At 73.2% G+C, this 24871-nt stretch carries 15 protein-coding genes; 9 read left to right on the top strand and 6 right to left on the bottom strand.

What is annotated here, in order from left to right; translation table 11 throughout:
• Positions 1-20 precede the first annotated feature (20 nt).
• From Dvina_RS40135 to fxsT (Dvina_RS40110), 6 genes are all read left to right on the top strand, one after another.
• Entirely contained in the window at positions 21-3566 is a 3546-nt protein-coding gene (locus Dvina_RS40135) for a choice-of-anchor D domain-containing protein (protein ID WP_223095233.1), read from the top strand.
• Positions 3567-3702: 136 nt separating this feature from the next.
• Positions 3703-4902: an ROK family transcriptional regulator gene (locus Dvina_RS40130; protein WP_223095231.1), complete on the top strand. Its 1200-nt coding sequence runs from the start codon at positions 3703-3705 to the stop codon at positions 4900-4902.
• A gap of 81 nt (positions 4903-4983) precedes the next feature.
• Positions 4984-5475, top strand: a complete 492-nt coding sequence (locus Dvina_RS40125) for a SigE family RNA polymerase sigma factor (RefSeq protein ID WP_223095229.1) — start codon at positions 4984-4986, stop codon at positions 5473-5475.
• Positions 5472-6581: a hypothetical protein gene (locus tag Dvina_RS40120; RefSeq protein WP_223095227.1), complete on the top strand. Its 1110-nt coding sequence runs from the start codon at positions 5472-5474 to the stop codon at positions 6579-6581. The genes Dvina_RS40125 and Dvina_RS40120 overlap by 4 nt, the downstream gene beginning before the upstream one ends.
• Before the next feature lie 51 nt (positions 6582-6632).
• On the top strand, positions 6633-7925 hold the full coding sequence (locus Dvina_RS40115; protein ID WP_343217057.1) for a TIR-like protein FxsC: 1293 nt from the start codon (positions 6633-6635) through the stop codon (positions 7923-7925).
• Between the two features lie 9 nt (positions 7926-7934).
• Positions 7935-11870: an FxSxx-COOH system tetratricopeptide repeat protein gene (fxsT, locus tag Dvina_RS40110; RefSeq protein WP_223095224.1), complete on the top strand. Its 3936-nt coding sequence runs from the start codon at positions 7935-7937 to the stop codon at positions 11868-11870.
• A gap of 75 nt (positions 11871-11945) precedes the next feature.
• Here the strand turns inward: fxsT (Dvina_RS40110) and Dvina_RS40105 are convergent, their stop codons facing one another.
• The 3 genes from Dvina_RS40105 to Dvina_RS40095 all read right to left on the bottom strand — a co-directional run bounded on the left by Dvina_RS40105 (position 11946) and on the right by Dvina_RS40095 (position 15235).
• Positions 11946-12143 (bottom strand): hypothetical protein, encoded by a 198-nt coding sequence (locus Dvina_RS40105; protein WP_223095222.1) that lies wholly within the window; start codon positions 12141-12143, stop codon positions 11946-11948.
• Between the two features lie 246 nt (positions 12144-12389).
• Complete coding sequence (locus tag Dvina_RS40100; RefSeq protein ID WP_223095220.1) at positions 12390-14120, bottom strand: HEXXH motif domain-containing protein; 1731 nt, start codon at positions 14118-14120, stop codon at positions 12390-12392.
• The gene (locus Dvina_RS40095) at positions 14117-15235 is read right to left on the bottom strand and encodes an FxsB family cyclophane-forming radical SAM/SPASM peptide maturase (protein WP_246655624.1); all 1119 of its coding nucleotides are present in this window, start codon (positions 15233-15235) and stop codon (positions 14117-14119) included. The genes Dvina_RS40100 and Dvina_RS40095 overlap by 4 nt, the downstream gene beginning before the upstream one ends.
• 115 nt (positions 15236-15350) lie before the next feature.
• On the opposite strand from Dvina_RS40095, the gene Dvina_RS40090 reads away from it, so the two are divergent.
• Positions 15351-16217, top strand: coding sequence for an alpha/beta fold hydrolase (locus tag Dvina_RS40090; protein ID WP_223095218.1), 867 nt, complete (start codon positions 15351-15353; stop codon positions 16215-16217).
• 3 nt (positions 16218-16220) lie between these two features.
• Here Dvina_RS40090 and fxsT (Dvina_RS40085) read toward each other — a convergent pair whose 3' ends face one another.
• The gene (gene fxsT, locus Dvina_RS40085) at positions 16221-19769 is read right to left on the bottom strand and encodes an FxSxx-COOH system tetratricopeptide repeat protein (protein WP_223095216.1); all 3549 of its coding nucleotides are present in this window, start codon (positions 19767-19769) and stop codon (positions 16221-16223) included.
• A 129-nt stretch (positions 19770-19898) separates the two neighbouring features.
• Here fxsT (Dvina_RS40085) and Dvina_RS40080 point away from each other — a divergent pair, with 129 nt between their 5' ends.
• Positions 19899-21635 carry a RyR domain-containing protein gene (locus Dvina_RS40080; RefSeq protein WP_223095214.1) on the top strand — a complete coding sequence of 579 codons (1737 nt, stop codon included), beginning with the start codon at positions 19899-19901 and terminating at the stop codon, positions 21633-21635.
• Between the two features lie 27 nt (positions 21636-21662).
• Entirely contained in the window at positions 21663-22136 is a 474-nt protein-coding gene (locus Dvina_RS40075; protein WP_223095212.1) for a hypothetical protein, read from the top strand.
• 16 nt (positions 22137-22152) lie between these two features.
• Here Dvina_RS40075 and Dvina_RS40070 read toward each other — a convergent pair whose 3' ends face one another.
• Both Dvina_RS40070 and Dvina_RS40065 read right to left on the bottom strand, forming a co-directional pair.
• Positions 22153-24597: an RNA repair domain-containing protein gene (locus Dvina_RS40070; protein ID WP_223095210.1), complete on the bottom strand. Its 2445-nt coding sequence runs from the start codon at positions 24595-24597 to the stop codon at positions 22153-22155.
• Between the two features lie 44 nt (positions 24598-24641).
• A complete protein-coding gene (locus Dvina_RS40065) occupies positions 24642-24827 on the bottom strand; it encodes a hypothetical protein (protein ID WP_223095208.1) in 186 nt (61 codons plus the stop codon).
• Positions 24828-24871 lie beyond the last annotated feature (44 nt).

The following is a 24871-nucleotide window of genomic DNA, read 5'->3' as shown; positions in this document are numbered from 1 at the left end:
TCCTCGAAAGTTGGCACTCCATGCGCATACCAAGAGCGCGCACCGCGGCCCTTGTCGCCGCGGCCACGCTGGCCGCCGCCGGCGTGGCCGTCTGGGTCGCGACCCCGGCCCTGGCCGCCGCGACCGGCGGCGTCGGCGCGACACTGCCCTACGTCCAGGTCCAGGCCGAGAACGCGGCCACCAACGGCACAGTCATCGGGCCGAGCGCGGCCTACAACACGCTGCCGGCCGAGGCGTCCTACCGCAAGGCCGTCACGCTGCAGGGCCAGGGCAAGTACGTCGAGTTCACCACGCCGGTGGCGACCAACTCGCTGGTGTTTCGCTACAGCATCCCCGACACCGCGAGCGGCTCGGTGTACACGGCGCCGATCTCGCTGTACGTCAACGGCACCCGCAGCACCAACTTCACGCTGACCAACGCCTACAGCTGGTACTACGGCGGCTACCCGTTCACCAACCAGCCGGGCAGCAACGCGCACCACTTCTACGACGAGGTCAACCGGCTCTTCCCGACGACCTACCCGGCCGGCACCAAGTTCAAGCTGCAGGTCGACTCCGACTCGACCGCGTCGTCGTACACGATCGACTTCGCCGACTTCGAGAACGTCGGCCCGGCCCTCGCCCAGCCGAGCGGCTCGGTCTCCATCACCAGCAAGGGCGCCGACCCGACGGGTGTGCAGGACTCCACCTCCGCCCTGAACGCGGCGATCGCCCAGGCCGGCTCCGGCGGCACCGTGTGGATCCCCGAGGGCACGTTCAAGGTCCTCGGCCACATCGCGGTCAACAACATCACCATCAAGGGCGCCGGCATGTGGCGCTCCCGCACGACCGGTGACCGCATCGGCTTCTACGGCAACTACGCGCCGACGCCGAGCACCAACGTGCACCTGGCCGACTTCGCCATCTTCGGCAACGTCCAGGAGCGCAACGACGGCGACCAGGTCAACGGCATCGGCGGCGCGCTCACCGACTCCACCGTGGACCGGGTCTGGATCGAGCACACCAAGGTCGGCGCCTGGATGGACGGGCCGTTCACCAACCTGGTGATGAGCGGGCTGCGGCTGCGCAACTTCACCGCGGACGGCGTCAACTTCCACAACGGCGTCACGAACTCGAAGGTCACCAACTCCGACGTGCGCAACGCCGGCGACGACGGCCTGGCGATGTGGGCCGAGCAGAACCCCGACGCCAACAACTCGTTCGACCACAACACGGTGCAGTACCCCATCCTGGCCAACGGCATCGCGATCTACGGCGGCCACGACAACTTCGTGACCGACAACCGGGTCGTGGACTCCGGCCTCACCCAGGGCGGCGGCATCCACGTCGCCCAGCGCTTCGCCTCCACGACACTCGGCCGCACCGACGTGCTGCGCAACACGGTCATCCGCTCGGGCAGCCTCGACCCCAACTGGCAGTTCGGCGTGGGCGCGCTGTGGTTCGACGCCCGCGACGGCGGCATGACCGGCCTGACGAACGTCGACAACATCCTGATCCAGCAGAGCCCGTTCGAGGCGATCCAGTTCGTCTCGGGCTCGAACATCACCAACGTGAAGATCAACAACGCGACGATCCAGAACACCGGCACCTGGGCCGTCCAGGAGCAGGTCGGCGGCTCGGCGACGATCAGCAACTCGACCGCCACCGGCGTCCAGGCCCCGGCCGCGATCTACAACTGCGGCGTCGGCTTCACGCTCACCGACGGCGGCGGCAACAGCGGCCTGTCCACCACGGGCTGCTCCAACATCCAGAACCCGACGTTCCCGCCGTACCTGCCCGACAACGGCTCGAACATCAACATCAGCCCGAGCGCGCTCGGCTTCGGCTCGGTCGTCACCGGCTCCACCAGCGCCTCGCAGGCGGTCACGGTGACCAACTCCGGCTCGGCGTCGGCCCCGATCGGCACGATCGCCGTCACCGGTGACTTCGCGCAGACCACCACCTGCGGCAGCAGCCTGGCCGCGGGCGCGTCCTGCACCGTGAGCGTCACGTTCAAGCCCACGGCCGCGGGCAGCCGCACGGGCGCGCTGTCCATCACCGCCTCGGGCATCGCCAACTCGGTCCCCCTGTCCGGCACGGGTGTCGCGCCGGGCCCGATCGTCAACGCCAACCCGGGCAGTCTGACCTTCGGCGGTACCGTCGTCGGCACGTCCGCCGCGACCCAGACGGTCACGCTGAACAACTCCGGCACCACCGCCGCCACCGTCTCGGCCATCGCGGCGTCGGGCGACTTCAGCCAGACCAACACCTGCGGCAGCAGCATCGCCGTCGGCGCCTCCTGCGCCGTGACCGTCAGGTTCACCCCGACGGCCTCGGGCTCGCGCACCGGCACGCTCACGGTCACGAGCAGCGCCAACAACAGCCCGGCGACCGTCAGCCTCTCCGGCAGCGGCATCGGCACCGACACCAACATCGCGCTGAACCGGGCCGCGACCGCCAGCAGCCAGGTGAACGGCACGCAGACGCCGGCCACCGTGACCGACGGCAACGCGGCGACCTACTGGGAGAGCGCCAACAACGCGTTCCCGCAGTGGGTACAGGTCGACCTCGGCGCCGCGACGAGCATCGGCAAGGTCACGCTGAAGCTTCCGCCGGACACCGCGTGGGCGACCCGCACGCAGACGCTGTCGGTCACCGGCAGCACCGACGGCACCAACTTCAGCACCCTGTCCGCCTCGGCCGCCCGCACGTTCAACCCGGCCTCGGGCAACACTGTCGCCATCACGGTGCCGGCGAGCTCGGTGCGGTACGTCCGCGTGAACGTCAGCGCCAACACGGGCTGGCCGGCCGCGCAGCTGTCCGAGCTGGAGGTGTACCCCAGCGGCGGCGGCACGCCGAACGCCCCGGTGCTCAGCGCTTCACCGGCGTCGCTCTCGTACGCCACGCAGGCGCTCAACACCACAAGCGCGGCCCAGTCGGTCACAATCACCAACACCGGCACCGCGGCGGCCACGGTCTCCGGGGTCAGCGTCTCGGGTGACTTCGCGCAGACAAACAACTGCGGCTCGATCGCGGTCGGCGCCTCGTGCTCCGTCAGCGTCACCTTCCGCCCGACCGCTTCGGGCGGGCGCACCGGCACGCTCACCGTCACCAGCAACGCCAACAACAGCCCGACGACCGTGGCCCTGAGCGGCACCGGCGCCGGCAGTGCCCCGACCGACCTGGCCGCGGGCAAGGCGACGAGCGAGTCCAGCCACAACGACGTGTACCCGTCGGGCAACGTGGTCGACAACAACCAGAACACCTACTGGGAGAGCACGAACAACGCCTTCCCGCAGTGGGTCCAGGTCGACCTCGGCTCGGCCCAGAGCGCGTCCCGCGTGGTCCTGCAGCTCCCCGCCGGCTGGGGCGCCCGCACGCAGCGCATCCAGGTCCAGGGCAGCACCAACGGCTCGTCCTTCACGGAGCTGAAGGCGGCCACCGACTACAGCTTCGCCCCGGGCTCCAACAACACCGTGACCATCACGTTCACGGCCACCACCCAGCGGTACTTCCGCCTGACGTTCACCTCGAACACGGGCTGGCCGGCCGGGCAGCTCTCGACCTTCCAGGTCTGGAGCTCCTGACCCGACAGCACGCTGCGCCGCCGGGACCGCGACACGGTTCCGGCGGCGCCTTTTCATGGGGCAAAAGGGCGCCTGTGGGGGACGGGGTTCGGTAAGCCCTTGACATAACTATTGACCGCCCTGAAGGATTCGCGCCGTGGTGGCGCAGCAGACGCATCCCCGCGACCTGTGGCGCCGCGATCTCGGCGGGACCGCCAAGCGGGTCGCCGAGACCTTGCGGCTTTACGGGCCGCGGACCCGGGCCGAGCTCGTCACGCTCAGCGGGCTGTCGCGGCCGACCGTGTCCGCCGTCCTCACCGACCTCGGCGGGGCCGGGCTCGTCAGCGAGAAGGTCGGCGCCGCGGCCCGTCCGGTCGGCGGGCGGCCGGCGTCGGTCGTGCAACTTACCCGCCGGGCCGGTGTCGCGGTCGGCGCGGACATCGGGCGGCGGCACGTGCGGGTCGCCGTGGCCGACCTCGGGCACGCGGTCATCGCCGAGCGGGCCGCCCGGACCGACTTCGACATCGACGACCGGCCCGCCGACGCGCTCGAGCTGGCCGTGACACTCGTCGACGCCGCGCTCGGCGACGTCGGAGCGACCCGGGTCGACGTCGTCGGCGTCGGGCTCGGCGTGCCGGCCCCGATCACCCGCGACTGGCGGATCGGGTCGCCGCCGATGCTGCCCGGCTGGGCCGACCTGCGCCCGGCCGACGAGCTCAACGCGCGGCTGGGCCTGCCCGTGCGGGTCGACAACGACGCCAACCTGGCCGCGCTCGGCGAGTACGTGTGGGGCGCGGGCCGCGGCTGCACCGATCTGGTGTACATCAAGCTGGCCACCGGGATCGGCGCCGGCATCGTGCTCGACGGCCGGCTGTACCGGGGCGCGGCCGGCACCGCGGGCGAGCTCGGGCACGTCACCCTCGACGCCCGCGGCGCGGTCTGCCGGTGCGGCAACCGCGGCTGCGTCGAGCTGGCCGTCGGCGGCCGGGCGCTGCTGGCGAACGCCCGGCAGAGCCACCCGCAGCTGCAGAACCTCGGCGGGCTGATCGAGCTCGCCAACGGCGGCGACCCCGGCTGCCGGCGGCTCATCATGGACGCCGGCACGCAGCTGGGCTACGCGCTGGGCAACCTCGTCAACCTCATCAACCCGCAGCGGGTGCTGCTGGGCGACGAGCTCGGGGCCGCGACCGAGCTGCTGCGCGAGCCGCTGCAGCGCGGGCTGGCCGAGACCGCCCTGGCCGCCGCGGCCGAGGCGGTGCAGGTCGTGCAGAGCGCGCTCACCCCCCGCGCGGCCGCGCTCGGCGCCGTCGCCCTGGCGCTGGGCATCGACACCGTGCCGTTCGCAACGGCCCAGTAGAAGAGCCCAGTAGAAGAGCAACAGAACAAAAGCCGACCCTCGCGGCGTCTGTAGGTGGACGGACGACGAGGGGGCCGGCACGTGACGTTCGAGGAGTTCGTGCACAGCCGGGGCGCCGCGCTCGTGCGCTTCGCCCGGCTGCTCACCGGTGACGAGGACCGGGCCGACGACCTGGTGCAGGACGTCCTGGCCAAGGCGTTCGTGCAGTGGCGCCGGATCGTGCGGGCCGACCGGCCCGACGTGTACGTGCGGCGCATGCTCGTCAACGCCAACGCCTCCTGGTGGCGCAAGCGGGCCAACGGGGAGCTGGCCGTGGCCGAGCTGCCCGAGGGGGCCGGCGACCGGGACATCGGCACGGAGATCGTCGAGCGCGACCGGCTGTGGCGGCTCGTCGTCCGGCTGCCGCTGAAGCAGCGCACGGTGCTCGTCCTGCGCTACTACGAGGATCTCGACGACCAGACCATCGCCGAGATCCTCGACTGCTCCCCGATCACCGTGCGCACCAACGCCCAGCGCGCCCTGGCCGCGCTGCGGGTCCGGACCCCACGCCCCGAAACGGAGACCACGCGATGATCGACAGCCTGGAGGACGAGCTTCGGGACGTCTTCGGTACCCGAGCCGCCGCCCCCGTGGACACCGACGCCCTCGCGCACGGCGCGCAGCGCCAGGGCCGCCGCCGGCGGGTCCTGGTCCACGGGGCGCGCGGCATCACCGCGACCGCGCTGGCCGCCGTCATGGCCCTGGCGCTGCTGCCGGGGGAGGGGCCGGGCATCATGCCGGCTGGGCCGCCCCCGCCGGCCGACGACTTCCCACCGGCGCTCGACGGCGGCGCGCCCGGCTGGGGCCCGGTGCCGGACCTGCCGGCCGCGATCGGCGCGCCGACCGGGGCCGCCGCCGTCGGCACCGATCCCGGGGTCCTGCACTTCACGCTGGACACCGGCCCGGACAGCACCGGCGCCGCGGTCTGGCGGACCGGCGGCGGCCTGGAGAGCCTCGAGCTGATCGGCCCGGACGGGTCGCGGACCAGCGTCGGCCTGGCCCACGACCCGGCGCGGCTGGACGGGTTCTTCGCGGAGCGGGCCGGGCTCGGCTGGGCCGGCGTGCGCAAGGAGCCGCGGCAGATCGGCGGCCGCCCGGCCGAGGGCTTCGCGGGCGACGGCGTGTATTCGCTGCGCTGGCAGCCCGCCGGCAACCTGTGGGCGCAGGTGTACCTGGTCATGGTCGACGGCACCCGCACCGACCTCGACGCCGTGGCCCGCATCCCCGGCTTCCTGCGGCTGGACACCGCCCGGCGCTGTGCGTCGCCGATCCGCCTCGGGTATCGCCCGCCCGGGACCGGGATCACCGGGTGCTCGGTCACGCTCACCGGCTACGACTTCCGCGACACCGCCGGGCGGCCGTCGCGGGTGCTGCGCTCGGTGATCGAGGTCGGCGCCGGCCGGGAGCAGGTGATCGTGCAGCTGGAGTCGTTCCGGCCGGTGGTCCCCATCTCGAGCCTTTCCCTCGATCCGCCCGGGCCGGCGAAGTACTACGTGCACGCGGCCGAGGTGGACGGCGTCTACGCCGCCGTGCACAGTTTCGGCGACAACGTCGACGAGCAGCAGGCGATCGCGACCGGCCTGACCTGGCAGGGCGACGGGCGCGATCCGGCGACGTGGCCGGAACGGCTCGCCGGTTAGGTCAAATTCTCGGCAACCCCCGCCGGTCACCCGATCGGCGGGGGTGTTTCCGTGCATGTTGATCTATATACTGACACTCCAGGGGGTCGGATTCAGTATGTCCGCGGAGGCTGTGTGCTCTACTTTTTCCTCAGCTACGCCCGCGGTCCGGACGATCTGTTCGTAAGGCGTTTCTACAACGACCTCTGCAGCGAGGTTCGCGTGCACGCCGGCGTCGGCCACGACGTCGAGGTCGGATTCCTCGACAATCACAATATCGAGCCGGGACAGCTCTGGCCGCAGGCCCTCGTCAACGCGATAGCCGAATGCTCGACGTTTCTCGCGCTCTATTCTCCGGCGTACTTCCTCAGCCGCCCCTGCGGCAAGGAGTGGAAGCTGTTCGAGCAGCGCTCCAACGGCGCCGTGGCCGACGAGGCCAACCGCATCCCGGGCCTGATCCCGATCGTCTGGCTGCCGCCGCGGGAACTGCCGCCGGTCGCCCAGGCCGTGCACTACGACCTCGACGTCCCCGAGGACGACTACCGCCGGCGCGGGCTGCGCCAGCTGCTGCGATTACAGCGGATGCACGACGCGTACATCGACTTCCTGTCGACGGTCACCGAGCACATCGTCGCCGCGGCCCGCACGCCACCGCCGCCGCTCGGCTCGCTCGACCTGGACTTCGACCGCCTCGAGAGCGCGTTCCACGGCCCGGTGCCGGGGCCCGACGACACCGGCGAGCTGATCCCGGCCCGGTTCGGCACCGGCCAGATGATCCACTTCGTGGTGGCCGCGCCGACCCGGGCCGAGGCCGAGGCGATCAACCGCGACGACGGCTATTACGGCGCCGACCCCTTGGAGTGGGCGCCGTTCGGCCCCGCGCAGCCGCAGCCGCTGCGGGAGTACGCCCAGAAGGTCGCCTCGGAGTACGGCTTCGAGTCGATGTTCACCGGTGTCGACCGGCTCGCCGACCGGGTGAAGGTGGCCCAGCAGTTCAACCACATCGTGGTGCTGCTCGTCGACCCGTGGAGCGCGGACGTCGCCGCCCACCGCGAGCGGTTGCTGGAGTACGACCACCACCGCGACCACGTCTCCGCGATGCTTGTCGTGATGAGCGCGGCCGACCCGCAGACCCAGGCCCACCGCGCCCGCCTGGCCGACCTCATGCACGCCACGCTCGGCAACAACGAGCGCCGCCTCGACGAGGTGATGCTGCGCCGCAGCGTGCTCACCTGGCCGTCGTTCGAGGCGGACCTCGCGGTGGTGCTGGCCGAGGCCCGCAACCGGCTCGTGGCCGACGGCCGCGTCTACCGCCGCCCGCCCCCCGGCGACTACGCCCCGCGCCCCATCCTCGAAGGACCGTAGGAGGCCACGATGACCGTGACAGAGCAGGCGCCGCCGGCGCCCGGGCAGATCGTGACCTTCTACTCGTACAAGGGCGGCTCCGGCCGCACGATGACCCTCGCGAACGTGGCCTGGATCCTGGCCAGCAACGGCCACCGGGTGCTCGTCGTCGACTGGGACCTGGAGTCGCCGGGCCTGCACCGCTACTTCCACCCGTTCCTGCTCGACAAGGAGCTGCGCAACTCCCCGGGCGTCATCGAGATGCTCACCGGCTTCGTCACCGCCGCGCTGCAGCCCGACCGCGACGACGACCTCGGCTGGATCGACGCCGCCGCGCAGGTGCTCGACCACGCCGTCTCCCTCGAGTGGCGCTTCCCCGGCAAGGGCGGCGTCGACCTGCTCCCGTCCGGCCGCCAGACCCGCTCCTACGCGGCCGCGGTGAGCACGTTCGACTGGCCGAAGTTCTACGACCGGCTGCCCGGCGCGGCGTTCATCGAGGCCCTGGCCCGCAACATGCGCCAGCACTACGACTACATCCTCGTCGACAGCCGCACCGGCCTGAGCGACGCGGCCGGCGTGTGCACGGTCCTGCTGCCCGACGTCGTCGTCAACTGCTTCACGCTGAGCATCCAGAGCGTCGACGGGGCGGTCGCGGTCAGCGAGTCGATCCGCCACCAGCGCCGCGGCCGGCCCCTGCGCTTCCTCCCGGTGCTGATGCGGGTCGAGGACGCCGAGCAGGTGAAGCTGGAGATCGGCCGCGACCACGCCCGGCGGCGGTTCCGGCCGTTCCTGGAGCACGCCAGCCCGGATGAGGCCAACCGCTACTGGGGCGACGTCGAGGTGCCGTACAAGCCGTACTTCGCCTACGAGGAGATCCTGGCCACCTTCGCCGAACGGCCCCGCCTGGAGACCTCGCTGCTGGCCGCCTTCGAACGGCTGGTGGGGGTACTGACGCAGGGCCAGGTCCGCGAGATGCCCGCCATCGACGAGTCGGAGCGGCGGCGCTGGCTGCAGAAGTTCGAGCGGCCCCGGCCCAGCAGCGCCTCCGACGTGCTCATCAGCTACGCGGCCGTCGACCGGATGTGGGCCGAGTGGATTCAGCAGCGCCTGGTCGACGTCGACATGCGGGTCACCCTGCTGGACATCGACTCGGTCGCCGGCCCGCACTTCACCGGCGAGCTGGAGCGGCGCCTGGCCACCGTCGGGCGGACGCTTGTCCTGCTGTCCAAGGACTACGTGTCATCGCCGCAGGCCGCCCAGCTGTGGGCGCTGCTGGACAGCCGCAGCTCGGCCGGGACGCCCGCGGTCGTGCCGATCCGCCTCGACAGCACCCGGCTCAGCCCGCCGTTCACCGAGCGGCTCCCGGCCGAGCTGGCCAACCAGCCCCGCGACCGGGCCCACGAGGCGCTGCTGATCGCCCTGGGCGTGCCCCAGCACTCGCCGACCGGCGCGCCGCTGGAGGAGACCGGCCCGCGCTTCCCGGGGGTGCTGCCGCCGATCTGGAACGTCCCGCAGCGCAACCCGGGCTTCACTGGCCGCCGCGACACCCTCGAGCAGCTGCGCGACCGGCTGTCCGCGAGCGTGACGGTGGTGGTGCCGCAGGCCCTCTACGGCCTCGGCGGCGTCGGCAAGACGCAGGTGGCGATCGAATACGCGTACCGGTTCGCGGCCGACTACGACCTGGTTTGGTGGATCTCCGCCGAGCAGGTCTCCCAGGTCCGCTCGGCCCTTGGCGAGCTGGCCCGGGAACTGCGCCTGCAGGAGGCGGACACCCTCGGCGAGAGCGTCCGGATGGTCCGCGACGCCCTGCGCCAGGGCCGCCCCGGCCGGTGGCTGCTCATCTTCGACAACGTCGGCGACCCGGAGACGATCCGCGAGTTCATTCCCCAGGGCCCCGGCCACGTCCTGCTGACCTCCCGCAACCAGGAGTGGACGCAGGACGCCACGGTCGTGGAGATCACGACGTTCAGCCGGTCGGAGAGCATCACCTTCCTGACCCGGCGGGTGCAGGGCCTGGCCGTGACCGACGCGGACGCCGTCGCCAACCGCCTCGGCGACCTGCCCCTGGCCATCGAGCAGGCCGCGGCCTGGCTCTCGGAGACCGGCATGCCGGTGACCCGCTACCTCGAGCTGCTCGACACCCAGCCGCTGCGCATCCTCGACGAGAACCCGCCGGTCGGCTACGACCGCTCGACCGCCGCCACCTGGCAGCTGTCGCTGGAGCAGCTGCGCAAGCAGTCCCCGGCGGCGGCGAAGCTGCTGGAGATCTGCGCGTTCTTCGCGCCCGAGCCGATCCCGACCCGGCTGCTGTACACGCCGCGGTTCACTGCTCCGCTGCTGGAGTACGACCCGGCGCTGCACGACCCGATCCGCCAGGGCCGGCTGATCCGCCAGATCGGCCGATACGCCCTGGCCTCCGTCGACTCCGGCCAGACGATCATGCAGATCCACCGCCTGGTGCAGGCGGTCATCCAGGACAGCCTGACGCCCGCGGAGCGGGAGGAGAACCGCAAGCACGTCTACCAGGTCCTGGCCACCGCGGAGCGGGCCGACCCCGACGAGGTCGCGAGCTGGCCCGCCTACGCCCGCCTCCTGCCCCACGTGCGCGGCTCCCGGGCCAACCACTCCTCCGACATGCAGGTGCGGCTGTTCGTGGTCGACGTGGTGCGCTACCTGTGGTCCCGCGGCGACTTCTCCAGCAGCCAGGAGCTGGCCGAGGAGACCGTGCAGCTGTGGCGGGGCGACCCGCGCATCGGCGAGGACCAGGTCACGCTGCTGCTGGACTTCCACCTCGGCAACGCGCTGCGCTCCCAGGCCATGTTCGACCGGGCCCTCGACATCGACCAGCGGGCCCTGGAGCGGCTCAAGGAGACGGTGGAGGAGGAGGACGACCCCTACATCGTCATGACCGCCGGCGGCGTGGCCGCGGACCTGCGCGCCCTGGGCCGGTTCGAGGAGGCCCGGGTCCTGGCCGAGGAGACCTACGAGCGGGCCCAGCGCACCTTCGGCGAGGACCACGACCGCACGCTGCTGGCCGCCAACAACGTCGCGGTGTCGCTGCGGCTCGTCGGCGACTTCAACGGCGCCGCGAACTATGACGAGGACACCCTCAGCCGCCGGCGCCGGGTGTTCGGGGAACGGCACCTCTACACGCTGCTGGCCGCCAACAACTACGCCCACGACCTGCGGGCCATCGGGCGCTTCGACGAGTCCAAGGAGCTGCTGGAGAAGACCCTGCAGACGTATCGGTCGCTTGTCGGCGAGTCGGCTCCGGCGACGCTGCGCGCGGCCAAGAACATGGCGGTGACGCTGCGCAAGCTCGGCGACATCCGGGGCGCCCGGCAGCTGACCGGGGAAACGCTGCAGCGGTATCGGGACCTGCACGGCGAGGAGCATCCGGACACGCTGTCGTGTCTCATGAACGCCGCGTTCGAGGAGTCGGCGCTCGGCAACGGCGACGCGGCCGAGCGCATCGCCCGGCAGGTGCTGGCGGGCTACGAGAGTCTGTACGACGAGCGGCACCCGTTCCGCCTGGCCGCGCTGAACAACCTGGCCATCTTCGTTCGGCTCGGCGGTGCGGCGAAGGCGGCCAAGGCGCTGTCCGAGCAGGCGACCGAGCTGTTCGAGCGGGCGCTGGGCCCCGAGCACCCCTACACGCTGTCGAGCCGGATCAACCTGGCCAACGCGCTCGTCGACGACGGCGACCCCGCCGGAGCCCGCGCGATCGACGAGAGCGTGAAGGCGGCCCTCGAGCGGATTTTGGGCGTCGACAACCCGGACACCCTCGCCGCCGCGGCCAACCTGGTCGACAGCCGCCGCATCACCGGCGACACGGCCGGCGCCGACGAGCTGCTCGCGGTGACGCTCGACCGCAGCCGCCGCCGGCTGGGGGAGAACCACCCCAACACCCTGGCCATGGAGGAGGGCCGCCGCCTCAACTGCGACATCTCCCCGCCGCCCACGTAGGCCGCGGCCCAGGCGAAGGGCCGGAGCGAGCAACTCGCCCCGGCCCTTTCGCCGTACTGAAGCCGTTGTGAAGTTCTACAGTGCGGAACCAAACGCCGACACCGTGAGCAGATCGCGCTCACGCGGGTCGAACAGTCGTTTCATCACGCTGTCGAGCGTGGAGGCGGTCGCCTCGTCGGGCTCGGTCAGCAGTGTCCGCAACCGGACCGCCGCAAGATCGAGTAACCCCTCGCTGGGGTCCTCGGCCACGGCGACAGCGCCTGGCTTGTGCATGCTTCCACCTATGGGTGTGTTGGGAGAGAGCGTGGTTGCCATGGTCCGCGGCGCGGGCAAGACCCCATTAAGGCTGGCCTAGGGTCAGGGTGCGGTGCTTCACTGAGCCCGGGTGACCTTCCGAGGGTCCTACGGATGCAGCGGGTGACGACACCGTCGGCACAGCACAAGCTGTGTGCAAGCACAAACCACGGCAGAAGTATGGCACAGCAATCGGGGCCGGGGACTGCTGTCCACCCCGACTTGTTATCTGCGTTTTACGAGCTCAGAAGCGGCGATTGTATTTCCTTCGCGTTGCGCGGCGGAAACGGCGGCGCGCAGTAACTCCGGCCTGGTCGTGAGCAGCCGGGTGACCAGGTCGCGGTGGCCGTCGCGGTCGGCCGCGCGGGTGCGGGCGACCGCCAGGCCGATCCAGGCGTCGTCGTCCGCGGCGTCGGCGTCGAGCCGGGCCAGGCACGCGCGCTCGGCACCGGCGAGGTCGTCGTTGAGGAGCATAACTCCAGGTGTCAGCGGGTCAGGGCCATTCGATCCGACCGGTTCGGTGTGCCCGTCGAGCCATTGATGGAGCTCGGCGAGCAGGCCGGGGGCGTCGGCCGGGCCGCGGGTCGGGCCGGCGGCGATGGTGCCCCGTTCGGCCAACGAGCCAGGAGGCGTGCCGAAACGCAGGAAACGCAGCAGTTTTTCGATCTCGTCCGCACGTGCATGTGCATTGATGAGCAGCCAGCGGGTCGTTTGGGCCGCAACGAACAATTGCGTCCGGGCGGCGATGTCGGGCGCGATCCGCTCGGCATCCCAGCGCTCGAGCGTGGCGCGCAGGATCGCACTGAATTGGGCGCCGGCTTCGGTCAATTCACCGCTGCCGATCAGGGCCTCGATGGCCACCCGATTCATCGCCCGCCAGTATGCGAACTGCGCGGAGGCCCGGCGCGTGTCGGCATCCGGACTGTGCCGGCGCATCCGCCAGTAGTCGGTGACCCCGGTGTGTGCGTAGACGCCCTGGAGCAGGGCGCCGGTCGGGCGGGGATCGAGCCGCCACGGCGCATGGAAGCCGGGCGAGCCGGTGCGCGGCCGGTCGTGCAGGTCGACCAGGTCGAGCAGGGCGCCGAGCTTGGCGTGCATGTACTCGTGAATCAGCAACAGCGCCAGTTCGGCCGCGGTGTCCGGGATGGACACCGCGATCGCGCCGGCCGCGTGGCGGGACGCGGCGCTGATCATGGTGCCGTTGTCCGGCGTCGCCAGGGGGACGACGGCGCTGATGCTGTGCCGGATGCCCTCGGCGTGGCGCGGGTGGTCGGCCTCGATGAGCTGCCACGCGTCGGCCAGCAGCTTCTCGAAGTGCCGGGCGCGGGCCTCGCTCAGGTACGTCAGCGGCTGCCACTGGTAGCAGTTGCGGTACGGGTCCAGGTCCTCAATGGCGAGCGTCCAGCCCGGCAGGGGCGCGCTGCGGCGGGGCCGCCAGCCGGGGCCGCCCGGCTCGACGGCGGTGCCGCCGGCGCCGGTGACGCTGACCGTGCCGCCCCGGCTCACGACGCGGGCCGGCCCCGGCCCCAGCCCCGCGGCGCTGCCCAGACCCGGGATGGTGGCAGCACCGTCGACCGTCGGCAGCACGAGCTCGAAGTCGAGCCCGGCCGCGATCGCCGCCGCGGCCGCGTAGCCGTTGAGGTGCTCGAGCAGGTCCGCGTCGGCGGCGCCGTCGGCCAGGCGGTGCAGGCACAGGGTGGCCCAGGCGTCGAGGTGGGGGAGGGCGAGGATGCCGGCCACGGCGGGCTCGGCGAGCTCCTCGGCCCGGGTGATCAGCTCGGTCGCGGCGCGCAGCGGCTCGGCGAGCGGTGTCGGGTGCGCTGCCCGCAGTACCATGGCGATCAGGGCTTTTCGCTTGGCCAGCTGGCCCGCCGCCAGCACCGCCATCGCCGCCGCGTCGCCGTAACCGGAGGCGATGCCCGCGAAGGCTTCCTGTGGCAACCGTTGTGTCGTCACCTGTCGACCGCCGCCGCCTGGATGAGATCGGCCCGCACCCGGCGGCCGATGTGGCTGATGAGCGCGAACAGGTCCGTGCAGTACACGGACGGGTTGTCGAAGCCGTTGTCCGCACGGAACCGGTGGGCCCGCAGGCCGCCGCCGCACACGGCCACGACGGGGCAGGCCCGGCACTGCGCCGAGAGCAGGTACGGCGCGGCCACGGCGAGGTGCTCGAGGACGTCGTCGAGGCTGTGGGCGGTGACGTCGAGGCCGGTGGCCGGGCCGCCTTCGGCTGTCGTCTTCAGCGCGTCGGACTGCTCGTAGGTGCCGTCGGTCTCGATCGTGACGATGCCTGGCTCGTCGCCGCCTATCGACTCCGTCCCGCTCGGCAGGCCGAACAGCCGGGCGATGATCGACTCGAAGATCCGGATGCGGGTCGGCTCGGGGCGCCGGCCGTACCAGCGCTCGAAGACCGCGATCAGCCACTCGCCGTACGCGCCGGGCCGCTCGTGGTCCGGGGGCGGGGTGGTCCAGTTGCCGTGCGGCAGCAGCAGGTCGACCCGCGGGGGGCGGAACGCGAGCAGGCCGTCGAACACCGCGCCGGGGTCGTTGCGGACGTCGATGGTGCACAGCAGCCCGCCGTAGACGGGTGCGTTCTCCGGCCGCATGAGCAGCTCGATCCCGGCCGCGATCCGGTCGTAGGAGCCGCGGCCGTTGGCGTAGCGGCGGTGCCTGTCGGTGGCCGCCCGGTCGCCGTCGACGCTCACCCCGACCCGGACCCCGTAGCGGTGGAACAGCTCCAGGAACCGCTCGTCGATGAGGATGCCGTTGGTCTGCATCGCGAACCGGGCGGCCGGGAACGCGGCCCGGATCTCGGCCAGCGCCGCCTCCAGCCCGGCGTGACCGGCCAGCAGCGGCTCGCCGCCGTGCAGCACGACCTGCAGGTCACGCAGGTCGTGGACGCGGGCGTGCTCGCGGATGCGCGCGGCGACCGCGGTGATCGTGGCCGGGCTCATCGTCGTGGGCCGGGTTCGCCAGCTCTGGTCGATGCTCTCGTACATGTAGCAGTAGTCGCAGCTCAGGTTGCATCGGCTGTGAATCTTCACGATCAGCTGGCGCGTCGGCGGGCCCACGTGCACCAATGGTGGGGTCGCGGTCAAGCGTTGTCCAGCGAATCCTTCCAAGCTCATTCCCGCTCGGTATCCTGGACGCTTCCGCGACGGCGCGTCACGCCGAAGGAGGCGGTCCGTGTTCAAGTTTCTCGACCTGGGCAGCGGCCGCTCGATCGCCTACGAGGACTCCGGCAAGCCGGAGGGGCGCCCGGTGTTCCTGCATCACGGGACGCCGGGCAGCGGCGACGGACCGAAGCCGAGACATTCGATCCTGTACCGCCTGGGCGTGCGACTGATCGCCTACTGCCGACCCGGCTACGGGGGGTCGAGCCGGCACGCGGGCCGCACGGTCGCCGAGGCCGCCGCCGATGTGGGAGCGCTCGCCGACGCGCTGGGGCTCGACACGTTCGCGGTCCTGGGCCGCTCGGGCGGGGGGCCGCACGCGCTGGCCTGCGCGGCGCTGCTGCCGGACCGGGTCACCCGGGCGGCCGCCCTGGTCAGCCTGGCTCCGGCGGATGCGGTGGGGCTCGACTGGTACGGCGACATGGTCCCCTCCAACCAGCGCTCCTGGCGCGCGGCCGCGCTCGACGAGGACCTGATCGCCGAGCAGCTGCGACTGCGGGCCAACCGGGTCCGCGACGACCCGGCCCACCTGCTGCGCCTGCTGCGCGAGGAGATGCCGGCGGCCGACCTGCGGGTGGTCGACGACGTGGCGATCGAGCGGCTGCTGCTGCGCACCTACGCGGCGGCGCTCGGCGACGGGCCCTACGGCTGGATCGACGACCTGCTCGCGCTGCGGGGCGACTGGGGCTTCCGGCTGGACGGGATCGTGGCGCCGGTGCGGCTGTGGCACGGCAGCGACGACCGGTTCGCGCCGGTCAGCCACACCCGCTGGCTGGCCGACAACATCCCGCACGCCCAGCTGGAGGTCGAGCACGGGGCCGCCCACTTCGGCGCGCTGCGGGTGATGCCGCGGATCATCCAGTGGCTGGCCGAGGTGTGACAGTCAGTAGGGATCGATAGATGTCGGGTCGCTGACAGCGATGAGCGGGTGGCCCTCCCCGAGGGCCCGGCGCAGCCGCTGCTCCAGGTCGGCCGTGGGCCCGCCGGCCAGGAGGGCGGCGTTGCGCGCGGCGATCAGCGCGTGCGGGTGGTTGGCCGCCAGCACCGCCGCGAGATCGGCCGCGGCCCGGGCCGCCGGCTCGGGGTCGCGGTCGACGAGGGCCAGGTTGGCCCGGACGATGACCGTGCGCGGATGGGCCGGGCCGAGCTGGTCGCGGTAGCGGTCGGCGACGCCGGTGAGCTCGGCCCGGGCCCGCTCGACGGGCCCGGTGGCCAGCAGTGTCAGCCCCCAGCTGTGCCGGCAGGCCAGGGTCTCCGGCCCGGCCGGCCCGCCCGCGTCGGCGAACTGCTCGTAGGCGTGCTCCAGCAGCGGTGCCGACTCCGCCGCCCGGCCGTCGAGGCGCAGCGACACGGCGAGGCTGGTGCGCACCTTCAGCGCGGCCCGGGACCCGTCGCCGAAGGCGGCCGCGCAGGCCGGTTCGAGCTCCCGCAGCAGGGCCGCCGACTCCGCGTAGAGCCCGGCGTCGCGCAGGTCCCGGCCCATGTTCGCGGCCGCCCGCAGGACCGCCGGGTCGCGGTCCGGCCCCGGGAACGGCCGGAACGTGCGGACCCGCTCGTCGCAGCGGCGGGCCGCCCGGTAGTGCCCGGCCGCCCGGTAGGCGGTGGCGAGGCCGTTGAGCGCGTTGAGGGTGCGGGCGTGCTCGGCCCCGACCACCCGCGACCAGGCGCGGTAGGTGCGCCGGGCCAGGTGCAGGGCCTCGGTGTAATGCCCCAGCGCCCGCAGGTCGGCGGCGAGGCGGTCCCGGGTGGCCAGGGTGGCCGGATGGTGCCGGTCGAGCAGCCGCTCCTGCTCCCGGGCGACCTCCCGGTCGAGCTCGAGCGCTTCGGTGTAGCGGCCCTGGTCGCGCAGGATGCCGGCCCGCACGCCCGCCAGCTGCAGCCGCTGCCGCTCGTGGGCGGTCCCGGCCCACTCGGCCTCGACCTGCCGCGCGAGGCGCTCGCCACGGGCAGTGTCGCCGGCGTGGCGCAGCCGCCTCACCCGGTCCACGACCAGGCCGCGGACGGCCTCGTTGCGGCACCCGGCGGCGGCCGAGGCGTCGAGGTGGGGCCAGATCAGCTCGTACTGCGGCCAGGAGCGCGGGTCGTCGACGTCGTGCCCGCGGCTCAGCCCGGCCAGCACCAGGTGGACCTGGTGGCGGGCCTCGCGCCGGTCCTCGGGGGTCATCCGCTCCCGGACGATCCGCTGCAGCAGCGGGTGCATGTGGATGCGGCCGCCGGGCAGGTCGGGGCGCAGCAGCCCGAGCCGGCTGATCTGCTGCACCAGCGCGGCCGGCATCACGCGGTCGGCGACGGACTCGTCGTAGGGCTTCAGGACCTCGGCCATCGCGTCGCTGTACACGACCCCGGTCGCCGTGTCCGGGGCGAGCACGGAGAACAGCTGCAGGAGCCGGTGCGCGCCCGGCGACTGGGCCCGCAGGCGCGCCAGGGACCTGTCGAACGCGCCCTCGACGGCCGGCATGGTGAACTGCGGCCGGTCGAGCTCGGCGAGGTAGCCGGCGACCGACGCGCCCGGGGCCCGCAGCGCCTCCGCCGCCGCCGCGACCGCCAGGGGGAGGTCGCCGAGCGCCTCGGCCACCGCGTCCGCCTCGGTGGTGGTGATCCCGGGGAGGTGGCGGCGCAGGTACACGATGCTCTCGTCGCGCCCGTAGACCGAGACCGGCACCGAGGCGAAGCCGCCGCCCCAGGACAGGTTGCGGGAGGTGATGATGGCCTGGCCGCCGCCCTGCGGGAGCACCCGCCGCACCTGCTCGTAGTCCTCGGCGTCGTCGAGCACGATCAGCCAGCGCCGGTGCGGCTCGCCGCGGCGCAGGGCTCCGAGCACGGCGCCGGGCCCGACGCCGAGCGCCCGGGCCAGCTCGGCCAGGCCGTTGTCCAGCGCGGCGCAGTCAAGCCACCAGACGAGGTCGTAGGCGGCCCGGAAGCGGTGGACGTACTCGGCGGCGATCGCCGACTTGCCCGCCCCGCCCAGGCCGTGCAGGACGACCGGCCCCGGCCGCGGGCTGCCGTGCTCGTCGGGGCGCAGCCGGTCGCGGAGCCGGTCGAGGTCGGCCTGGCGCCCGGTGAAGGCCGCGGGGCGCGGGGGCGCGTGGAAGCAGGCCGGCTCCAGCCCCGGGTAGCGCAGGGCGCCGGTGCGCCGGGGCTCCTCCTCCCGGCCCACCAGCCGGAGCAGGGCCCGGGCCGCCTCGGGCTCGCCCAGCCCGGCCAGGCGGGCCGCGGCGTGCTCGGGGAAGGCCGGCAGCGCGGCGACGGTGTCGGTGTAGACGGCCAGCGGCGGGCGCCCGGCCGCACGCCCGGCGAAGCGGCGCTGGGCCTCGGCCGCCCCCGGCCCGGCCGAGATGACGATCATCTCCCGGGGCGCCCCGACGGCCGGCGCGCCGGACTCGACGATCACGTGCACCTTGGCCGCGGCGAGCGTCTCGGCGATCCACTCGGCCCACACCCGGTCCTCGGGGCTGTGCCGCAGCAGGACCCGGTCCTCGCGGGCCGTGGTGAGCCGCAGGTACTGCGCGGCCGCCCGGTAGCGCACCCCCTCGTCGGCCGGCGTGAGCCCCTTCACGGCGCCGTCGGTGAGGTACCAGGCCAGCCGCTCGTAGGCCGACAGCAGCGAGTCCGGCTGCCCCGGCAGGTCGCTCAGCGCGGCCAGCACCTCCTCGTAGGCGTACGCGGACTGGTACGGCACCTGGACGTCGCGCCAGTACGCCTCGGCCTCGTCGGCGCCCAGCCCCGCGGGCAGGCCGGCCAGCCGCTCGCGGGCCGCCCGCCGCCCCGCCTCGGCCCGGGCCCGGTCGGCCGGGTCGACCCGCATCGGCACCGGCAGCACGCGCGGCGGGTGCTCGGCCTCGCGGGTGGCCGCGGCGGCCCGGGCCGCGCCCTCGATGCTCTTGGCGCTGAGGGTGAAGCAGGCCAGGACGTCGTCGGCGAGGTGCGCGAGGCAGATCTGGGCCAGGTCGCCGACGCCGGCCGGGCTGTCGATCAGGGTGTAGTCGTAGCGGCCGGTCATGTGCCGGCGCAGCTCGTCGAGGAACTCCCCGCCGCCCGCCCGGTAGAAGTCGTCCCAGTCCAGCCCGCCGAGGCCGCCGAGCGCGCCCGCATAGGCGGCGTCCTGGCGCCCGGCCGGCAGCAGGTCGATGCCGCCGGCGAAGTGCGGCCAGTGCACGGTGACCGGCGGGGTGACGGCGAACGGGTCGACGGTGGCGCGCTCGAAGCGGCGCAGGAGGTCGGTCACGCCGCCCGACCTGTCGAACTCGGCGGTGTCGAGGAAGGGGTGGAAGTACCGGTGCAGGCCGGGCGACTCGAGGTCCCAGTCGGCGACGAGCACGCGCAGCCCGGCCGCGGCCAGGATCCAGGCCGTGTTGGCCGCGGCCATCGTGCGCCCGGAGCCGCCGGTGAAGGAGTGGAACGTGACGACGCGACCCTCTGGCTGCTGCGGCACCCGTCGATCGTCCCCGATATCCCGGCCGCCGCCAAAACATTCACGCGAAATCCTCACGCATCGGGATCTGTCAGTGACGCTCCGATTACCGCACACTGGAGATCCGGTCAATCATTTCGGAGGTGTGCGGTGGCGGGGCCCGAGCGGGGCGGCGGCCGGGCGGGCGCCAGCATGCTGCTGGCCGTCTTCGGGATCGTCGGTGTCGTCGCGCTGATCCTCGGCCTGATCGGCATGCGAAAGTTCCTCGACCCGGGCCGCGACTGGTTCGACACCTGGTACTACACGCTGCAGCTGTTCGTGCTCGGCTCCGACCCGCTGCAGGACCCGAGCGGCCCGCTGCCGCCGGAGCTGCAGTACGCGCGCTTCCTCGCCCCGCTGTTCACCGTGGGCACGGTCGTCGAGACCGGCCGTCTCCTGCTCGCCGGCGAGCTGCGCAAGCTGCGCTCCCGCACCGCCCGCCGGCACGCCGTGGTCTGCGGCGACACCCCGTTCGCCAAGGCCCTGGCCGAGCAGCTGTTCGCCGGCGGCGAGCGGGTCGTGGTCGTGCGCTCCACGCCGATCCGCGCGTTCGAGCTGCGCCACCGCCGGCTCCTCGGCGTCTCCGGCGACGCCCGCTCGCCCGAGGTCCTGCGCTCCGCGGGCCTGCGCCGCGCCCGGTACCTCTACATCTGCGGCGACGACGACCAGTTCAACCACGCCGTGTCGGTCGCCGCCGGCACCGACCTGCAGCTGCTGCGCTCCCCGCCGTGGATCTACGTCCAGCTCAACCGGCAGCAGACCTGTCACCTGCTGCAGGCCCGCCGCCTGGGCGCGGCCGGCTCCAACCGCTTCCGGCTCGACTACTTCCACGTCGACGACGTCGCCGCCCGCACCCTCTACCGCCTCAACCCGCTGCGCCGGCCCGCCCCCGGCGGCCCGCCCGTGCGCCTGCTCATCTCCGGCGACAACTCCTTCCCGCGCGTCCTGCTCGTCGAGAGCGCCCGCTACTGGCGCGCCACCGGCGGCCGCCGGGACCAGCTGGAGATCGACCTCATCGGCACCGACGCCGGCCGCACCCTGGCCACGCTCCTGGCCCGCTTCCCGTTCCTCGACTCCGTCTGCCACATCCGCGCCCACAACGAGCTGCTCGACACCTGGCTGCCCCGGATCACCCGCCCGGCCCGCTACGACCGCATCTACCTGTGCCACCGCGACGAGGAGCGGATGCTCGACCTGGCCCTGGAGAGCACCGAGCTGTGGCAGGCGGTCAGCGACGCCGTCTTCGTCTGCACCTACCGGGCCACCGCCCTCGCCGACGCCTTCCACGGCGGCGAGCACAACGACCTCCTGGACGAGGTCGACCGCAAGCTGCGGGTGTATCCGATCATCACCCGGGCGTGTGACGCCCACCTGATCGCCGAGGACCTCACCGAGCGCCTCGCCATGCGCTTCCATCAGCGGTACCTCGAAACGACCCACGGCACCGCCAGCCCGACGAGCGCCGTGGGCTGGTCGCAGCTGTCGGAGTCGATGCGCAACGCCAACCGGGCCCAGGTCCAGGGCATCGCGGCCAAGATGCACGCGATCGGCTGCGTGATCGCCGTGCGCAACGGCGAGGACGGCCTGATCACCGAGCGGGAGCTGGAGCAGCTCGCCGAGCTCGAACACCGCCGCTGGTGCGACGAGCGCCGCAGCCGCGGCTGGAGACACGACACCGACCGCGACGACCGCCACCGCCGCCACCCGGACCTCGTGGCGTGGCAGGATCTGCCCGAGCCCGGCCGCGAGAAGGCCCGCGACGCTGTGCGCTACATGACCGAAATGCTGGCCGACGAGGGCTTCACCATCGTCCGCCTGCACGAACCGATCCGGGCTGCGACCGGCTGAGACCGGCTGACCATTGGGGGGACCGCCATGCGAGTCGGCATTACGGGCCACACAAACCTCACCAACGGCACCGCGGCCGCCATCTACTCCGCCCTGGTCGCCGAGCTGCTGACCGCCGGCCCCGGCCTCATCGGCGTGACCTGCCTGGCCCACGGCGCCGACCAGCTCTTCGCGCACGCGGTCAACGAGGTCGGCGGCGCCTACGAGGTCATCCTCCCGGCCCCCGACTACCGCCGCGTGGTACCCCTGGACCGGCGCGACGACTACGACACCCTCCTGTCCCGCGCCAGCCGCGTGGTCCCGACGGGCGAACGCCGAGCCGGCCGCCGCGCCTACGTGGCCGCGAACCGCATCATGCTCTCCCGCGTCGACCGCCTCCTGGCCGTCTGGGACGGCCACGACCACGGCACCCCGGGCGGCACCGCCGACGTCGTGACCCAGGCCCGCGAGGCCGACCTCCCCCTGAAGGTCATCTGGCCCGCCGGCGCCGAACGAGCCTGACCGGGGCCGCGAGCGTCTACCCGCCGCCGTCGATGCCGAGCCGGCGGCGCCGCGGATAGGGGCGCACTGTCGCCCCTGACGCCTCCAGGGCCAGGATCCGGCCCAGGACCCTGCCGTCCAGGTCGTCGTCGGCGGGAAGGGTCTCGAGGCGGTCGTGGGTCCACGGGGCGGGCAGGGCGCCGTCGGTCAGGGCGGCCGTCACCACGGCGGCGGTCGAGCGGGTCATGGTGCGGGTGGTGTTCACGGCCGGCTGGGTGGGGGAGTAGACGGGCCAGTACGCGTGGCGGTCGCCGGTGCGGGGGCGGCGGGGGTGGGTGGCGCAGTGGTGCAGGAAGCCCGGCAGATCGGTCGCGTGGCGGTGGAGGGCCTCCGCGACCAGCACGGCCCACGTGAAGCCGCCCACCAGGCCCCAGGCGGCGCCGTCCAGTTCGCGTTCGCGGGACCATCGGCGGACCTCGGTGAGCAGGGCTCGGAAGGCGGCCGGGTCCAGGCCCTCCAGCAACGCGTCGGCGTCGTGGACGGCGGCCATCGCGCGGCGGCCCGGCTCGTCGTCGGTGGCGTACTGGATGTCCACGGCCACGCCGGCCACCTCCGCGCGGACCACCGGGACCACGGTGCCGGCGAGCCGGCCGGCCAGGGCGTTGGCCAGGGCGGGCAGCGGGTTGCCGGCCGGGCCCTCCCAGACCAGGTCGAGGTCGGTCGAGGGGCCGAAGACGCCCAGGCGGACGGAGCCCACCACGTGGACCCGCGAACCGGGGACCAGGGCCAGGCAGGCGGCGGTGACCAGGTCGCGGGCGGCGGTGTGGCCGTTGGTCAGCGCTACGGTGCGGCGGACCGCGAAGGGGAGGTCGGCGCGGCGGCTGATCAGGTCCACGGCGGTCACCGTGAACTCGAGGGGCGTCCACGAGCGCTGCAGGGAAGCGTAGGTCGCCTCGACATCGCGGGTGAGCTTGGCGAGCGTCAGGTGCGGGGTGAACGCACCGGCGGTACACCCGGGGAATCTGGCCTGCAGAGCCGACTGCAGGCGCTGGAGTGCATCCGGCGGTGTGGTCTCCGGCTGGGCCCAGACCGTTGTCGAGCCGCGATTGTCGAAGCGGTTGAGGCGGGTCAGGCGGACGGTGAACGCCCCCGCGCCCTCGACGGCGGCGGCCACCACGCGGGCGGCGGCGTCGAACGAGGTCTCGGGGACGAAGCCGTAGATGAGGTTGATGTGCGGCATCCAGCGGCGGTACGCGGGGTCGTGGGCCGCGCGGATCGCCTGGATCCGGTCCCACAGGTGAGCGGGCGGGCGGATCACCAGCGCCGAGGTGGGCACGGCCGCGGCGTCCACGGTCTCCCGGGCCGGCTGCAGCAGGGCGGTCACGCCGAAGTGGTCGGAGGCGTAGTGCGGGACGCCCGCGTCGACGGCGAACGGGCGGTCGGCGAAGCGCTCCACGACGACCGGGGTGAGCGGGCCGCGCACGAGGATGCGGTCGAGGCGGGCGGCGCGGCCGGTGCGGGAGGCGATGGCGGCCAGCGGGTTCACGGCCGGGTCGAAGGTGAAGCCGGCGTCGTGCGGGTGCACGGCGCGCCACGCGTCGACGTAGCCGGGGACCGCGGGCGCCGCGTCGTCGCCCGCGTTCAGGTCGGTGAGCACGACCGCCGCGTCCACGTCGCCGCGGGAGAGGCGCTCGTCGATGACCCGCAGCTGGTGCTCGCGGCGCTGCTCGGCACCCTCCGTGTGGTCGCTGGTGAGGTGGGCGGCGACGAAGCCCACGGTGCTCCCGTTGACCGGCAACAAGCCCAGGACGAGCTGTTTGTACGTCGAGAGCCGCTGCACCTCGAGCGCGACGGGCCACCGCGACAGCAGTGCGGTGCCGTAGCCGACACCCGCGTCGGGGCCCGCGGACACGCAGTAGGTGCCGCGCACCCACGGCGCGGCCAGCAGCGCGGCCCACAGGTCGTGCGTCACCTCGTGCAGCGCGACGACGTCGGCGTCGAGGCCCTCCAGGAGCTCGAGGCAGGCGGCGACCCGGCGCTCGGGGTAGGTGAGCTCCCGGTCGTAGGCGTCGCAGAGCACGTTGAACGTCGCCACCTGCAGCGCGTCCACGTGCACGGCGGCGGGCGGGCCGGCCGGCGCCCAGTCGCCGGTGAAGCGCAGGCACTCGGCCGCGGCGAACGCGGCCACCGACCGCTTCGGCGCCTTCGCCACCGGTGCGGCCGGGGCGGCCGACAGCGCGGCCAGGTCGGCGGCGCCGGGGCCGAAGACGAGGTCGGTGCGGGACTGGCGGTCCCAGACGGTGACGGTGCCGGCCTTGACGTAGCGGACCCGGTGCCACGGCACGTCACCGCCGCTGACGAAGGCGAGCAGGGGCGTCTCGCGGATGCCGGCGCCGCGGTCCTCGTAGCCGACGCGGAACCGCGCGGCGTCGAGGGCGGCGTCGTAGCGGATCCGCGAGACGACGTCCTGCACGGGTCTCATCAGGCGAGGTTAGGCCCGGCCGGCGGCGCGGGGCGACCGATTTCTCAGTGGTGGCCCATCTGCCGGCGCTGCTCGCGGTCCTTGCGCCGGCGCAGCAGGATCACCAGGACGGCGATGAGCACGACGATGACGATGAAGCAGCAGCACGCGGGCAGCAGCCGTCCGGCGAGCTCGCCCGCCTTCACCGCGGGGTCGTTGTAGTCGAGCGTCGGCGTCGTCGTCGGGTCCATGGCCGTCGATGCTAGACCGCGGCACCCGGACCCCGGGTGCCGCG

This window comes from Dactylosporangium vinaceum (assembly GCF_019904175.1).
Classification (GTDB): Bacteria; Actinomycetota; Actinomycetes; order Mycobacteriales; family Micromonosporaceae; genus Dactylosporangium; species Dactylosporangium vinaceum.
This window is presented reverse-complemented; position numbering and strand designations above follow the sequence as displayed.